Genomic DNA, 13,017 nt, shown 5'->3' on the forward strand with positions numbered 1-13,017 from the left:
TTGCTAGCAGGACAAACAATTCGTCATACTTCTACCGAAAGCAACTTATGATTTCTAGCAGGTGTTGTGTTTGTTGCCCTTGTATTATGTTCTGCTTTCGCCGTCAAATAGGGGGAATCTACAAAATAGGCCTGATTTCTTAAGCTGACGAGCATTGAAAATTAAGACGAATTTTGCTAGGAATTAGCGATAAATTTTTTAGACGAGGCGACAGCAGTCTCGTCTTTTTTTACGTTCATTTTGATAGGTTGAAACAAGAGGTGATGATCGTTTGAAAATTGTGAGTCAGGTAATAAGAAAACAAGTTGTGCGCGCAATGTTAATTGGTGGCATTGTCGGGCTGTTTGGTGTAGCCATTTTTTTAGGCGTTCTTCAAGCAAGTACCCAACTTTCTTTAAAAAAGGACAGTGAAGTAGCACAAAATGAAAGCGGACAAGCAGAAGCTGGTGCAGATTCAAATTCAAATTCGGAGACAATACCGACGGCAGGAGGTACTGCTAACTCCACGATGTTTTATGCGAGTCAAGCAGGTGTTTTTTCTAATTACCAAAGTGCGAGTGCTTTCGTTGCTGAGCATCCTACATTGCAAGAAAGTGCCGTTGTAGAAGTAGACGGGAAATACTATGTGTGGACAAGCGTGGTAACAGATGAAAATGACTTAGTTTTTTTAAAAGATCCCCCAACATTTAAAAAAGCATTTAGCGTCAATGGCGACAGTTGTAAAGAGGCGACAATCGCTGAAGTAATTAATGTATTAGCTGATAAAAATACTAAAAAATTAAATTTTAGCGAAGCGACAAAGGATTCAACCCTTCCGGCAGATTGGCAAAGTATTGGCAAGGCTGCCACGACTATTTCCAGTGATTCAAGCGTTATTCGCTTACAGATTTTCGCCCATTATAAGTCTAAAAATGCTTGTCTTCAAACAAAATTTTAACTAGAAAATAGCGTTAAAAGTGCATTATCTTGCTTTTTTGAAAATTTTCAAATACCTTATTCTCCGTTATGATAGAGACAAGGAGGAATGGTGAAATCATGTTTGAAACAAATCATAAATTAGTGCTTGCTTCCGCTTCACCACGACGAAAGGAATTACTGGCTATGCTAGACCTTCCGTTTGAAATTGTCACGAGTGATGTAGAAGAGACAAGCGTCCAAGCAACCACGATGCAAGATTATGTAAAAGGTGTGGCACTTCTAAAAACACGCGATGTCGCAAAAAAAGTGCCAAATGCCACGATTATCGGTGCAGATACGATTGTCGTTTTTGATGATGAACTACTGCATAAGCCGAAAACACGTGAGGAAGCAATTTCTCACTTATCGCGTTTATCAGGCAAGCGTCATGCGGTCATGACTGCTGTAGCCATTATTGAACCAAGTGGATTAGAAACAACCATTGTTGAAGAAACGGCTGTTGTATTCCGTACTTTATCGCAAGAACTTATCGAAGCGTATGTAGCATCCGGAGATTCTTATGATAAGGCTGGCGGCTACGGTATTCAAACAGCGGGGACTTTATTAGTTGAGCGAATTGAAGGAGATTATAACAATGTTGTGGGCTTACCACTTGCAGCGTTGTTTGCGCAATTGGTGGCACGACAGATTATCCAATTTGCGAAGGAGTGAAGCAGTTGTCAACAGATGTTTTACCAGATATGATGATTCGCGACGTTAATATAGCAGATCGACCACATGAAAGACTTTTAAGGCAAGGTGCAATGAGTTTATCGAATCAGGAGCTACTGGCCATCTTATTAAGGACAGGCACGAAAGAGGAGTCAGTCCTTGTACTTGCAAACCGTGTTCTAAGTACATTCGAACGCTTACATCATTTAAAACATGCAACAATTGAAGAAATTTTTGCTATAAAAGGTATTGGGGAGGTAAAGGCAATACAAATTTTAGCTGCAATAGAGCTAGGAAGGCGCCTATCTCAAAAGCAAAATGATGACAAGTATACAGTTCGTTCTCCGCAAGATGCCGCTGCCTATTTAATGCCGGATATGACCTCACTGAGTCAGGAACATTTTGTTGTCCTTTTTCTCGATGTGAAAAATCAAATTATGCATAAAAAGACGATTTTTATCGGCGGTTTGAATGCTTCCATTGTACATCCAAGAGAAATTTTTCGCGAAGCTGTCAAACGTTCTGCTGCCTCGATTATTTTATCGCAAATAGGCAAACATTATTTTAGGCGAAAAACCATTTTATTGTGAACTAGAGCTTTTTTTAATTTCGCCTAATCATTTTAGGCGAAATTAAAAAAGTATACATTTGTATACTCTTCAATTACACATTTATATTAAATTCTTTTATTAATTCATTTAAAATAAAATCTATGGATTGTATTTGTCCAATTAGATTTTCTCTTAAACATGCTAATTCATTTTGTCTTAATTGCCTAATCAGAATCTCTTTTCTTAATTCTAATCTGTTAATATAATCTTCAATTTTACCACGACGGAATGTCTCAGCTATTTTAATCACCCCTAATCTTATTTGTATATGAATGTATACATTATTCTTAAATTGTTTTAAAACACAGTTATTATAAAGATAATTGTCCCTTTAGCTTAATATCAACATCTTATACTTTTATGTATGTTTTTATCCATTTCCACATATTTTTAGTAATAAGGTGAATAAAAGTAAATCACGAGTAAGGTGATAATAAAGAGAAGGCTGTTATTTCCTTAGTGGACAGATAGAGATATTTAAAACAAAAATAAAGTAATAAAAAATGATTATAAGAGGTTGAATAGAAAAACATACCGAAATCCATATAATACATAATCTTTTAGGAATGACAAAAAGAATATACTCCTTTCCCTAAAAACTGGGCATAAGATAACGATTTAAAAGTAGAGATTCGATTGAATTTTGCAATATAACATAAATAAGTTTTAAATAAGATGTATAAAAGGGTGAATAAAACTCAATAATAAATGTGAAAAAGGAATAAATAATTCTTTTTCTGTGAATTGAAATTTCAAACAATATACTTTAATATAAGATTAACCTTAAGGAGGAAATGATGATGTATAACCATTTAGAGAAGATTAATAAAACAATTAAAATCAAACAAATTCGCCTTGAAAACATTAAAAATATAAATAGTGGAACTATAGATTTTTTCAAAAATGATAAACCTCTTAATATTATTGGTTTATATGGTCAAAATGGCTCAGGAAAAACTGCATTGGTAAATGCACTTGATATAATTAAAACACTTTTTATCGGAAGAAAAATGCAAAAGAACGTAATAGACTTATTACCTTTGAGTTCTGAAGCAACAATTGAAATAATATTTGAAGTTCCTAAAGAAAGAGAAATATATTATAAAGTTGAGCTAAGAAGAGCTACCAGCGAAGATTTGAGAAACGAAAACCTAATAAATGAAGAGAACGAAAAAGGTGAAATATCTATTAAGGTTGTTTCCGAAAAGTTAGAAACTAGAAATTTAGAAACAAACAGTCGAAAAAAAGTGTTACTAGGTTATGAGAGCGAAAATGAAGACTATCCATTAATTACAAAAAATCTGTTTCCTAAAAACAAAATCAATTCTAGTAAATTAGAATATGTTAAAGCTATGTCAATTTCAAACCAAGAATCCTTTATATTTGGGACTGGAATGAGGAAATTTATAAAGGAATATAAAAATAAAAGGATGCTAGACGAATTGCGAGAGGTTCTAAATTTACTCTCTATTGATTTTGCTAGAAACTTATTTATATACTCGAATGATTTTTCAGGTATGATTTATACTAACATACTTCTTCCTATTTCTTTCTCTGTTGGTATCAATGCTTCATCAAATGCATCTGGAACTTTACCTTTACCATCTAATAAAAGTTCTATTATTTCGAAAAAACACTTTGAACTAGCTAATATAATATTTGAACAAATAAATGGTGTATTACCAAATATAATTCCAGATCTTACAATAGAAATTGAAGAACTCGAAAAAAGAAAGTTAGAAGACGGAAATGACGGATATTCTATAGAGATCATGGCTAATAGAAATGGACACAAATTCCCATTTAGATGTGAATCAGATGGGATTAAAAAAATTGTTTCTATATTAAGTACTCTTATTAGTGTCTATAATACACCGAATGCAACAGCAGTTATAGATGAATTTGACAGTGGGATATTTGAATATTTACTAGGTGAACTTGTATCTGTTATGTCTTCTAGCGCTAAAGGGCTGCTAATATTTACTTCACATAATTTACGAGCTTTAGAAGTACTTAATCCTGAGGAAATTGTATTTACAACCACTAACCCTGATAATCGTTATATAAAAATTACTAATGTTAAGAAGACCAACAATTTAAGAGCTGTATATTTAAAAGCAATTCAATTAGGTGGGTTCTCCGAGAACTTATATGCTCAAACAGATACTTTTTCTATTCAAAATAATTTCAGAAGAACTTATAAAAAAATGAAAAAAAATTTACAGGAGAGTAAAATTAATGAATCCACAGAAAAAGGTTTTGATTTTAATAGTTGAAGGTGATACGGATTTAGCTGTATTTAGTTCATATATAAAGGAGATTGTTGATCCAGAAAGAGTTAAAATTCATGTCACTAGAGGCGATGTCTTTACCAAAGAAGAGAACTTCGGGAAGGAAGCTACCGAAATTATTAAGGAAGTTACAGAAGAAGTTAAACAAGAATACTTCCTTACAGATGAAGATATTTTCTATATTATTCAACTATGCGATATAGATGGGATATATATTCCTTTGCATGACTATCATATACAACCTAAGGGTTACTTTGGTGATAAAACCTATTACTTTGATAGCCATAGAAAAAGAATTATCGTTAAAAATAAGTATTCTAAAAACAAATTATTTGAAACATGGAAAAATAAAAAAGATCAACAAGATATTCTAATTAATACAAATGAAATAAACGGTATTAAATACCGATTATATTTTTATTCACTTAATCTAGAACATTTTCTTAGTAATGAAATAATTGAAGATATAGATGATAAGTGGGAGTGTGTCGACAATTTTGTTGAAAAATATCCTAATCTAGAAGATTTTAAGCAATTTGTTAATGATGACTCAAATAAAGTGTCAGATAACTATGAGGAATCATGGCATTTAATTTCTAATGAAACTGATTTTTTTAGTAATGGAGTTTCAAATGTAAATATATTCATTAAAGATTTCAGTGAGTAAATAATACATACTTAAAATCCAAGTAGTCTTATATATGACTACTTGGATTTTATTATTACTATTGAGTAAGACCATACTTATTAATTCTGCTAAAAAATTGTGTGATTTCACTACAATAAAGCAGAACCACCTCTCAAGCTCTAATAATCACTACTTGTAAACTAATATATATATATATTTCCAGTTATCAGAATCAATTAAAATTTATAATTTATCAATAAGGGTATATGACATTGTTTGTATCATAATTTTTCTAATTTCTCTAGCATTACTCAGTAAAGTAACCTTATTTTTAAGTTTATACTTAATATCTAACTTTTCAATTTCTCTTTGATCATCTTCACTAAATTTAGTTAACTCCTCTTCATAGACTCTATCTATAATAGTTTTTTTTGCAATATCACTAAGCTCATCAAATTTAATAAGATGGTCAATGCGTGAGTAAATTGGGTCACCCAAGTTTTTTCTTATTTCTTTTTCATCTCGATAATTTGAAGTACAAAAAATGATTGTATTTTCTAAATTAACCTCATAAAACTTGTCAGTGTAAACACCTTCATCAAATAATTGATAAAATGCGCTATAAAACATTGGGTGAGCTTTATCAAATTCATCTAACAAAATGATATTTGTTTCCCTATCTAATAAATCTTTGGCAAAGGAATTGCTTTTATCACCAAATATATAATTCATAAAGTTTTCATTATGAAACATTGATAACTGTTTTCTAAACAATTTTTTCTTTGAATTAACTGCCTTATTTACAAATTTAGCTGTCTCCGTTTTCCCTACACTAGTAGGGCCATACAGCATAATTACTGTTGGTTTGTGCTCCCCTTTGTTAGTCATACTGTATAATGATGCGAGAAGCTCATTTTTAACATTAGATTGTCCATAAATAATATTATCAAAGTCCTGTTTTATAGCTCTTAAATGACTCAAGTTTAACTTAGAGTACTTATAATCATGTATGGAAATTTCTAATTCAGTTTGCGATGTTTGAAGTTGATGTAAGATTTTCGCGGGTGGATTATGTAGCCTCTTCATACCCAAATTTTTCAGCAAATAATAAGCTATAAATTAAAAAACCTTCAATGAAAAAGTCTGCAACACCTGAATACTCATCTGAATATACTGCTAATGTATAACAACCATAGGACTCTGAAAATGAAGTTTCTTTTGGGTCCAGCGATCTTACTAAATTTGAAAGTGTTAAAACATTTTCAATGGGGACCATTTTATCAAATTCTTTCTTCGGACCATTAAATATTCTAAATTTCAATACACTATACCTCCACGCCAGCAAGAATTACATCATATAGTTTTAAATAGTCGCGATTTTGATCAGTACTTTCAACATGTCCTAATACTTCTATTGGTGAAAGACGAGCAGTTTGCCCATCGACAGCCATTTCATTTTCAACATTTAGATCCGTTTCTTTTGCTTCTCCTACTTTTATGGCATAATAATTAAGTTTCATTTTAGGTAGATCCATCAAGCTATATGCATTTTTAAATGTATTAATGTTAAATCTAAGAATAACTTGTATATCATCTTTATATGTGAAATTCGAATAATTTGCTTATTTATGTAAATTATAATGAACCGGGGGTGTGACTATTGGATAACAAAAAAGAAAGAAGAAAAATTATTATTGCTGAAAATGGGGGTTACATTGTTCCAAAGGAAAGAATGGAGGAATTAATAAAACGTATTGATGAACTTATTGATAAAGCGGGTTTAGGTGCGTTAAATAGTGATTATTGTTGTTTTGTTAGTGATGTTTATACAAACATTCGGTAAGAGAGGTTCGGTTAACCGATGACTACTCAGGGTGCTTTTACGAGTTTGATAAAACCTGTATGGAATGCAGTTTTTTTATTCAACAATAAGTTCATTTAATTGAAAATCCAAACAAACATATTTAATTTTTATGGTAAAATTGGGTGAATGAGTAATGAAATATATTGAATATTATTCCTAATAATAGTTTAGATTACAAGTAACAAGAATCCATAAGGTGGTAATTATTATGCAAGATTTTAAAATTAATATCTTAAGTATCTGTACAAACTGTGCAAAAGATGAATTTTTGAAGAAGTATATAAATGAAAAAGGTATTTACAATCAAACATGTATATTATGTAAAAAAGAAAATCTTATGACAGTTGATTTTTATTGGAACAAGGAAATAAGAACATTAGTAAGGGCATTGGTAAGAATTTATTTTTCAGAATTTGAATATAGTAGCTTTTGGGGAGGAGTTAACAATTTACCACATTTATTATATATTGAAAATCCTATATTAACCCATATATATAACGAAAATGATGAGTTTGATTGGGTAGAACTTGAAGAGGGATATGGTTGTCATAGAATAGATCTACTTTTTGAAACTATATTTGAGAAGAATTTATTTACTGACCAACATGAAGGCAATGAAGTGTCCTTATTTAACGGACCCTCAACCTTGAGTGGTAGAGAAAGAGCAAATGAAGGGTATTCCCCTTTTATTAAATTGACGAAGGATGTATCTTCACTCTTTACTAATTATGAATTGAGACTTCAAAGTGAGAATCATTTTATATTAGAATCTGAATTAATAGAGAAGTTTCTAGCCTTATCTCATTTCATAGAAAATAATAGGGATTTTACTAAGCAGATGTCATATTTCCGTGCTAGAATTGGGTATAACAACCATATAGCTTATCAGGATAGCGGGATAGATTTTGATGTTGATTTTAATGATAGAGTAATTAAAGTACCATATATGGGTGCAGATATTTCTTGCCCACCACCACCGAAAGCAACAGCAGGTCGGTTGAACAGGGTTAATGTCTCCTATTTATATTTAAGTTCAGATAGTGAAACGGCTATATCTGAAATAAGACCTCACCCAAGTAATTATGTTTCAATTGGAGAATTTAGTTTATTGGAAGATATAAGAATTGCTGATTTTCGAAAAATAAATCTACTGCATTTTTTTAAGAATGATAGATTACTAGATGATTATGTCTTATTAAGTAATATAGCAGCAAAATTTTCTATACCAATTACACCAGAGGAAAAAGAAGGCTATCTATTTACGCAACTAATTACTGAAGTATTTAGAAAAATTGGATTTGATGGAATTTGTTTTAATAGCTCGATTTCTAATAATAATGGATACAATTTAGTGATTTTTAACCCTAACAAGGCAGAATACAAACAAGGTAGTAGTGTTTTGAAGAGGGTAGAAAAAGTGAAATTTGAAACTGTTAATGAAAAATTTGATTCGAAATTTGATTATGAAAATGAAGAGGATTATATTGTTTTTAAAGAAGGTAGATGGCAAACTTAAAGAAAAACAAAAAATGCAATTAGTTGAAAAATATTTAACATAAATGTAAAATCATGTTTTGTGTCAAGCTCTTAAAATGCTAGGACATGTTTATCTGATGTCCTAGCATTTTTAATTAAATTGATTTTCAATGTAATTAATTATTTTGTCCCAAAATGAAAATAAGAATAAGAATCCAAATATAAACGTTATGAACATCGATACTAAGATTGGATGCCGTTCGAACCAACTTTTGGAATGATTTTTTTCTGATACGAGTTCATTTTTTTCACCAATAAATGAATTAGATATTTTGTTATTATTACCAATTTTAATCTTCATAATTCATTTCCCCTTAAAAAATGAGCCAATTTTAGATCGAGAAACTTTATTGTTATCACCGATTTCTACTGATCTATCGTTATATACTAGATTATGAATTACAGATACTAACTCGGGTTTGATATTAGGAGATTTATCTATCGTCTCTGAAATATCTAATGTATCAATAGCTTCGGTGCTAAAGTTTTTTTCAAGAGTTAAAATTATATCTACAACTTTATTCTTAACATAGGTAATTATACTTTCGAAATCATTAGCAGCATACATAACATCCATAGCTACAATTTGTAGTTGGGGTGTTGAAATGCTGTGACATAATTCTGTAGGGATTGGTCGGCCAAGTTGATCTCTGTTTTCCGAAATGAGGTTTTTTTCTATTGTTGAGATTCCGTCTCGGACGTTAAGAGTTAACATTTCTTGAATATACTCTCCAGGTAATCTTGTGAAGTTCAATGGTACGAGAGCATTAGTGTACTTTGCACTCTGATTTACCAAGAATGTCCCCTTAGCTCTTCCTTCAATTATTCTGTATTGAGGTACGCTATCATATTCTTTATATCCGCTAACTTCACCATCAATCCATTCTAAAATACTGCCATCTTCTAAATCACTTAAAATTATTTTAAGTCTAAGTAGAATGTTCTCTAAACTAACGCTATTACTGACAACATCTTTTAACAAATTGCTTCTAGCCATCTATGGACTCCTTTCGTTGTTCAATATTAATATTATAAACCAATATAGGGGTTAAAAGTAACTTATGGGAAAATATAAAATATAATAGGATATAATATTTTATATTATAATTATCAAAAATATTTATCGTGAATCTAAATATTATAAGAATGGAGGAACCTGTATGGATTATATCGCTCGTATAGATGAATTAGCTGATGATATGCGTGTACATGGTGCAATATTAGTTATTGGTGCAGGAGGCTCATATGAATCAGGTATGCCACTTTATGCGCAATTTCCAACTTTTATCTGGAGAGTTATTGATAAATATAAAGAATTAAAAATAGAAATGGGATTTGATGAGAATATAGATGCAAAAGATATTATAGGCTCCGATACTCAAAAAATCATGCAATCATTCGATTTTATTAAAAATAATGAGAATGCATTGTATTATTTAAAAGAGCAGTTTAAATCTATTAATGATCATCATAATAAAAATATTTCGGAAGTGCATGAAGGGATTTGTAAATTAATTCATAATGGGTACATAAAATTAGTTGTTTCTTTGAATTGGGATGATTTACTTGAAACATCTTGGGAACGTATTTATGGTACTGGAATTAATTCAAATAGAATTCAGTTAATTAAACCTCATGGAGATGTAAGGAATTTAGAAGGTCGTTGGTTGTTACCGAATGAAGATGGTGATATTACAGATGAAGAATTAGGAATAATTAATTCTATAAAGAAAGACTATTTTTTAGATATAGTTATATTGGGATATTCTGAGAGCGATAAAGTATTTGTAGAGAAGGCTTTAAAGCCTAATTATAAGGATAGTAAAGTTTTTAGAATTTCTCCCTTCTCAACAGACTCAATAGCACTTACTGCATCGAAAGCTATAAATTACTTAGTGAATAAAATACCAAGCAATCCAAATAATGTTTGGGAGAATGTAGACTTTAACAATAAAAAAGGTATTGAAAATGCAATACTTGGTTATAGGTTAAGGCCTACGGATGTAGATTCATGTGCAAGATTTCCTCAAATTAATATAGCTAGTAAAAGATTAGAAACAATAGGGTTTGTGATCATTAAAAGTGAACCAGGCTTTGGTAAATCGATAATGAGTTATCAGCTGGCTAATGATTATAGGAAATTAGGTTGGGAAATTAAGAAGTTAATAAATGAATCTGTCGAAACCGAATTAAATTTATCAAGTTCGAATTATAAAACTGTTTATATTATTGATGATGCACATCAAATCGATAGACTATTACTTGAAAGAGTAATAGATAAAGTTACTGAAGATAAGAAATTAATTATAACTATGACAATTTCCAGTGATATTGATTTAGAACTTGAAAACATAATAATTACTAGGGAGTCAGCTATAGAAACTTTATTCACTCATTATAAAGCGAATGAAAAGACTATCGTGCCAATTTTGAATAGAATACGTGAGGATATCAAGATAGGTAATTTATATTTGGAAACGCCTTATGAATACTTATTAGAAGGAGCTAAAAGAGAGGAAACACCTTGGTTATTTAACTTTTATTTACGAGGTGGCTGGAATAGCATAAGTACCAATTTCTTTATAATAAAAAAACAAGGAAGAAGCGATATTACATTGGCATTAATTGCGGTCCATCAGCTAGTGTCCATTGATAAAGAAATATCATTTGGAAATTTAGTTGAAGTAAGCAAAGAATGGGAACAGTCTCAGCAAAAGGTAGAACATAATTTGAGTTTTTTAGAAAAGCAAAAGATGATCATAAAAGAAACTGGCTATCGAACATTACATTTACAAATGGCTTGTAGATTAGTGATTAAATTTTATTCGGAATCAGACCCTAAAGAGAAAGATAAATTTATTCAATTAATTCAAGAAAAGATATTAGATGAACAAATTAGTTTTCAAGGAATTAATCTTTTTATAAATCTAACGAGGGCCTTTAATATTTCTACTGTATTCCATAAAAAGATTTTCACTGAAGAAATAATCTCTGAGTTAATAAATAGATGGTTTATTGAAACAGAAAGTGAAAGTATTAGATTTGGTAGCTTTGTAATGGAGCGTTTATTAAGTGCTAATAATAAGTATAATTTTAAATATATTTTTGAGAATAAACCTTTAGATTTCAGAAAAATTATAGAAAACACTAATCAAATTACAGCATATGCAAATAGCAATCTGTTAAATAACTTTTTTAATGAAGATAAGGCTTTGAAAAAGGATTTTGTTAACTCTTTAAACATAGAAAACATTATTAAGAATTTATCTGAAATTGAAGCAAATGCTTCTAGTTTGTATGTTTGGGCTAACTTCTTAGATCGATTAAGGATTGGTCAAACTAAAAAATGGGTGGAGAAATTTAAAATACATCTACCAAAAACTGAAATCTCTTCTGCATTAAAAAATTGTCCTTTAGATAATGTACAATCGACAACGAAAATGTTAGTAGCACTATTTCTATACGATGAAGATTATGCGATATCAGAATATTATTCTGCTCTAGATAGTTTTGAGAAAAACTTTAAATACAATTTTCCTGAATCTATAAACTCACTACTTGATTATTCATTTAGATATATATTTTGGGGAGATGAACTATTTACTAAGCCAAGAAGAAATAGAAAGCAAAAAGAACGTCTAAAAGCATTTTCGGATAGAATAGCTGAAGAATATTTAACTGAAAGTATAATGAATGGTTTGGGAAGAGAATGGAGTTTTATCTACGACTTAATTACTAGTATTATTTCTGTAGATGAAAATAAAGTAAAGAATGCCATAACTAAAATAGATTTAACTAGGCTTAAAAAAACTACCAGTGGGCTATGGGATACGCAACCTAGAGATTTAATTCTGCTTGTTGCAATGCTAAATGCTTTTAGAGACGATGTATATACTATTATTGAAAGTCATTTAGATGAAATGGAATATCTTCAGCCACAAATAGCAATTGCTGCACTACCAATAATGGATAAAGTTCATGAAAAATCAAAAAAAATAGTTTTGTTCAATAGAGATGGGAATTCTGCAAATACAGCTGCATATTTTTTGGAAAAATATTCTAAAAAGAACCTGTATAAATGTAAGGAGATAATAAAACAAAATGAAAACTTTATTATAAAAAATTTATTATTAATGCATCCGATAGAGTGGGATGATACACCAAATTTATTAATTCAAATTATAAAAATCTATCCAGAGTTCATAAATGGTATTAGTAAGTCATTAAAAATAGATGATATAAAAACAACTTTAAAATCTTATTTTATGGACTCGCAGTTTGAACATCATAGAGAAAGAAAATCAGTGAATCTTTTTAGGGATTTATTGAAGGAAATCGTTTTGATTTCTGATAACGTAGAGTTGTCTGCTTTTTTAAATTATGTAATAGCTGAAATAGATAATTATAAATGGACAAAAGGTAAAGAGAGCACGTTAAGTATAGATTTAGTTATTTAAT

12 protein-coding genes are annotated in these 13,017 nt (G+C 30.2%); 8 read left to right on the top strand and 4 right to left on the bottom strand.

From position 1 onward, the window contains the following. Nucleotides 1-280: 280 nt before the first annotated feature. The 5 genes from ACIQXI_RS01755 to ACIQXI_RS01775 all read left to right on the top strand — a co-directional run bounded on the left by ACIQXI_RS01755 (nucleotide 281) and on the right by ACIQXI_RS01775 (nucleotide 5,198). On the top strand, nucleotides 281-937 hold the full coding sequence (locus tag ACIQXI_RS01755) for a hypothetical protein (RefSeq protein WP_402925606.1): 657 nt from the start codon (nucleotides 281-283) through the stop codon (nucleotides 935-937). A 98-nt stretch (nucleotides 938-1,035) separates the two neighbouring features. After that, on the top strand, nucleotides 1,036-1,629 hold the full coding sequence (locus tag ACIQXI_RS01760) for a Maf family protein (protein WP_402920971.1): 594 nt from the start codon (nucleotides 1,036-1,038) through the stop codon (nucleotides 1,627-1,629). 32 nt (nucleotides 1,630-1,661) lie between these two features. Then, nucleotides 1,662-2,219 carry a RadC family protein gene (radC, locus tag ACIQXI_RS01765; RefSeq protein ID WP_402925609.1) on the top strand — a complete coding sequence of 186 codons (558 nt, stop codon included), beginning with the start codon at nucleotides 1,662-1,664 and terminating at the stop codon, nucleotides 2,217-2,219. Between the two features lie 821 nt (nucleotides 2,220-3,040). Continuing rightward, a complete protein-coding gene (locus ACIQXI_RS01770) occupies nucleotides 3,041-4,516 on the top strand; it encodes an AAA family ATPase (protein WP_402920974.1) in 1,476 nt (491 codons plus the stop codon). Further along, nucleotides 4,479-5,198, top strand: a complete 720-nt coding sequence (locus tag ACIQXI_RS01775; RefSeq protein ID WP_402920976.1) for a toprim domain-containing protein — start codon at nucleotides 4,479-4,481, stop codon at nucleotides 5,196-5,198. The genes ACIQXI_RS01770 and ACIQXI_RS01775 overlap by 38 nt, the downstream gene beginning before the upstream one ends. A gap of 204 nt (nucleotides 5,199-5,402) precedes the next feature. Here ACIQXI_RS01775 and ACIQXI_RS01780 read toward each other — a convergent pair whose 3' ends face one another. From ACIQXI_RS01780 to ACIQXI_RS01790, 3 genes are read right to left on the bottom strand one after another with little or no spacing between them, the layout of a single operon-like run. After that, a complete protein-coding gene (locus ACIQXI_RS01780; protein WP_402920979.1) occupies nucleotides 5,403-6,245 on the bottom strand; it encodes an AAA family ATPase in 843 nt (280 codons plus the stop codon). Next, the gene (locus tag ACIQXI_RS01785) at nucleotides 6,229-6,480 is read right to left on the bottom strand and encodes a hypothetical protein (protein WP_402920982.1); all 252 of its coding nucleotides are present in this window, start codon (nucleotides 6,478-6,480) and stop codon (nucleotides 6,229-6,231) included. Before ACIQXI_RS01785 ends, ACIQXI_RS01780 begins: the two co-directional genes overlap by 17 nt. A 4-nt stretch (nucleotides 6,481-6,484) precedes the next feature. Next, nucleotides 6,485-6,694: a hypothetical protein gene (locus ACIQXI_RS01790; RefSeq protein WP_483869713.1), complete on the bottom strand. Its 210-nt coding sequence runs from the start codon at nucleotides 6,692-6,694 to the stop codon at nucleotides 6,485-6,487. Between the two features lie 125 nt (nucleotides 6,695-6,819). On the opposite strand from ACIQXI_RS01790, the gene ACIQXI_RS01795 reads away from it, so the two are divergent. Next, entirely contained in the window at nucleotides 6,820-7,002 is a 183-nt protein-coding gene (locus tag ACIQXI_RS01795; protein WP_402920984.1) for a hypothetical protein, read from the top strand. A 229-nt stretch (nucleotides 7,003-7,231) separates the two neighbouring features. After that, on the top strand, nucleotides 7,232-8,539 hold the full coding sequence (locus ACIQXI_RS01800) for an RES family NAD+ phosphorylase (RefSeq protein ID WP_402920987.1): 1,308 nt from the start codon (nucleotides 7,232-7,234) through the stop codon (nucleotides 8,537-8,539). 324 nt (nucleotides 8,540-8,863) lie between these two features. Here the strand turns inward: ACIQXI_RS01800 and ACIQXI_RS01805 are convergent, their stop codons facing one another. Continuing rightward, nucleotides 8,864-9,556, bottom strand: coding sequence for an AbiTii domain-containing protein (locus ACIQXI_RS01805; protein ID WP_402920989.1), 693 nt, complete (start codon nucleotides 9,554-9,556; stop codon nucleotides 8,864-8,866). Between the two features lie 163 nt (nucleotides 9,557-9,719). On the opposite strand from ACIQXI_RS01805, the gene ACIQXI_RS01810 reads away from it, so the two are divergent. Beyond that, entirely contained in the window at nucleotides 9,720-13,016 is a 3,297-nt protein-coding gene (locus ACIQXI_RS01810) for an nSTAND3 domain-containing NTPase (protein WP_402920992.1), read from the top strand. Nucleotide 13,017: the final 1 nt, after the last annotated feature.

It is taken from the genome of Lysinibacillus sp. NPDC097195 (assembly GCF_044762075.1).
Lineage (GTDB): Bacteria > Bacillota > Bacilli > Bacillales_A > Planococcaceae > Lysinibacillus.

Excerpts from the sequence above, each read along its gene's own strand:
- ACIQXI_RS01760 (WP_402920971.1), top strand. The coding sequence starts at position 1,036 with ATGTTTGAAACAAATCATAAATTAGTGCTTGCTTCCGCTTCACCACGA.
- radC (WP_402925609.1), top strand. The coding sequence starts at position 1,662 with ATGATTCGCGACGTTAATATAGCAGATCGACCACATGAAAGACTTTTA.
- ACIQXI_RS01770 (WP_402920974.1), top strand. The coding sequence starts at position 3,041 with ATGTATAACCATTTAGAGAAGATTAATAAAACAATTAAAATCAAACAA.
- ACIQXI_RS01775 (WP_402920976.1), top strand. The coding sequence starts at position 4,479 with ATGAATCCACAGAAAAAGGTTTTGATTTTAATAGTTGAAGGTGATACG.
- ACIQXI_RS01780 (WP_402920979.1), bottom strand. The coding sequence starts at position 6,245 with ATGAAGAGGCTACATAATCCACCCGCGAAAATCTTACATCAACTTCAA.
- ACIQXI_RS01790 (WP_483869713.1), bottom strand. The coding sequence starts at position 6,694 with ATGGATCTACCTAAAATGAAACTTAATTATTATGCCATAAAAGTAGGA.
- ACIQXI_RS01800 (WP_402920987.1), top strand. The coding sequence starts at position 7,232 with ATGCAAGATTTTAAAATTAATATCTTAAGTATCTGTACAAACTGTGCA.
- ACIQXI_RS01805 (WP_402920989.1), bottom strand. The coding sequence starts at position 9,556 with ATGGCTAGAAGCAATTTGTTAAAAGATGTTGTCAGTAATAGCGTTAGT.
- ACIQXI_RS01810 (WP_402920992.1), top strand. The coding sequence starts at position 9,720 with ATGGATTATATCGCTCGTATAGATGAATTAGCTGATGATATGCGTGTA.